General features: G+C 70.1%; 1 protein-coding gene. It reads left to right on the forward strand.

Translation table 11 applies throughout. The features are described from left to right. Positions 1 to 317 precede the first annotated feature (317 nt). Complete coding sequence (locus ACFC1T_RS38335; RefSeq protein WP_375897430.1) at positions 318 to 1,469, forward strand: HoxN/HupN/NixA family nickel/cobalt transporter; 1,152 nt, start codon at positions 318 to 320, stop codon at positions 1,467 to 1,469. Positions 1,470 to 1,708 lie beyond the last annotated feature (239 nt).

Below are 1,708 nucleotides of genomic sequence, written 5' to 3' on the forward strand. Positions count from 1 at the left end.
GAGAGGGCCGACGGCCGGGATGAGGATGAGGGCGAGCGCCCGAGCGGTAACCCTGGTGGCCTCGTCCGGCGGACGGCACGTCACCACTCCGGCGAAGTCCACGGGATCACTCGCACGGGGCACCCGCCCCGAATGCACGACCCCCTCCCGAACAGAGGAGCCCCCCACCGGCCGTCCTGTCGAGCGCCGCTCGGCCGGCGCACTTCCGCGCGCCCCCGGCGTGCCCCCTGACACGGGCCCTTGTTGCCGAGATAGTGCAACTACAAGACCGGGGCGCTTCCAAGGGCGTCCCGGCAGCGGATGGAGGAAGGACGGCCATGGCCTCCTCGTCACCGACCCCCGTTCAGGACCCTCCCAGACCCGCCCGGCCGGGCGCGCTCGCCTCGATCACCCGCCAGGAGTGGCAGCGCCTGGCCGGGATGGGCGGCTTCATCATCGCCCTGCACGTCATCGGCTGGGTCACCCTCGTAGCAGTCGTCGCCCCCGAGCACCACACCGTCGGCGAGAAGAGCTTTGGCGTCGGAATCGGCATCACCGCCTACACGCTCGGCATGCGCCACGCCTTCGACGCCGACCACATCGCCGCGATCGACAACACCACCCGCAAGCTGATGGACCAGCGCAAGCGGCCGCTGTCCGTGGGCTTCTGGTTCTCCCTCGGACACTCCTCGATCGTGTTCGTGCTCGCCGCCTTCCTCGCGCTCGGCGTCAAGAGCCTGGCCGGCCCGCTCCAGGACGACGGCTCGCAGCTGCACCGGGTGACCGGCCTGATCGGCACCGCCGTGTCCGGGGCCTTCCTGTACCTGATCGCGATCGTCAACCTCGTGATCCTGGCCGGGATCTGGAAGGTGTTCCGCGGGATGCGGACCGGGCACCTCGACGAGGCGGCCCTGGAGGAGCAGCTGGACAAGCGCGGTCTGATGAACCGCGTGCTGGGGCGCGTGACACGCTCGATCAGCAAGCCGGGGCAGATGTACCCGCTGGGGATGCTGTTCGGCCTCGGGTTCGACACCGCCACCGAGATCGCGCTGCTGGTCCTGGCAGGCTCCGGCGCCGCGTCCGGCCTGCCCTGGTACGCGATCCTGTGTCTGCCGGTGCTGTTCGCCGCCGGGATGTGCCTGCTGGACACCATCGACGGCTCGTTCATGAACTTCGCCTACGGCTGGGCGTTCTCCAAGCCCGTGCGCAAGATCTACTACAACCTGACCATCACCGGCCTGTCGGTGGCCGTCGCCCTGATCATCGGCACCGTCGAACTGCTGGGCCTGCTCGCCGACGAACTCGCCCTGCACGGCGCGTTCTGGGACTGGATCGCGGGCCTGGACCTCAACGCGGTCGGCTTCGTCATCGTCGGGCTGTTCTTCGTCACCTGGGCCGTCGCGCTCGCCGTCTGGAAGGTCGGCCGGATCGAGGAGAAGTGGAGCGTCCCGGCTCCGAAGTCACCGGGCGCGCTGTCGGGCGAGGGCTGAGCGCGGGCAGGGACCACTGACGATCCGTGACGTCCCTAGGCGTGCCGTACCGCCCTCCAGGTGGTCCGGCTGGGCCGGGCGGGTGAGGCGACCAAACCTCAACCGCCCGGCGCGCGAAGCACGAACAGGATCCGGTTCACAGTACCCCTTGCGGCTGCCCAGCCGGACCTGCGCCGGGGCCGGACGGGCCCCGGGCGGACACCGACCGTCACGGAAGCGAGAACCCGACCCCCAATGAA

Source organism: Kitasatospora sp. NPDC056076, from assembly GCF_042266305.1.
Classification (GTDB): Bacteria; Actinomycetota; Actinomycetes; order Streptomycetales; family Streptomycetaceae; genus Kitasatospora.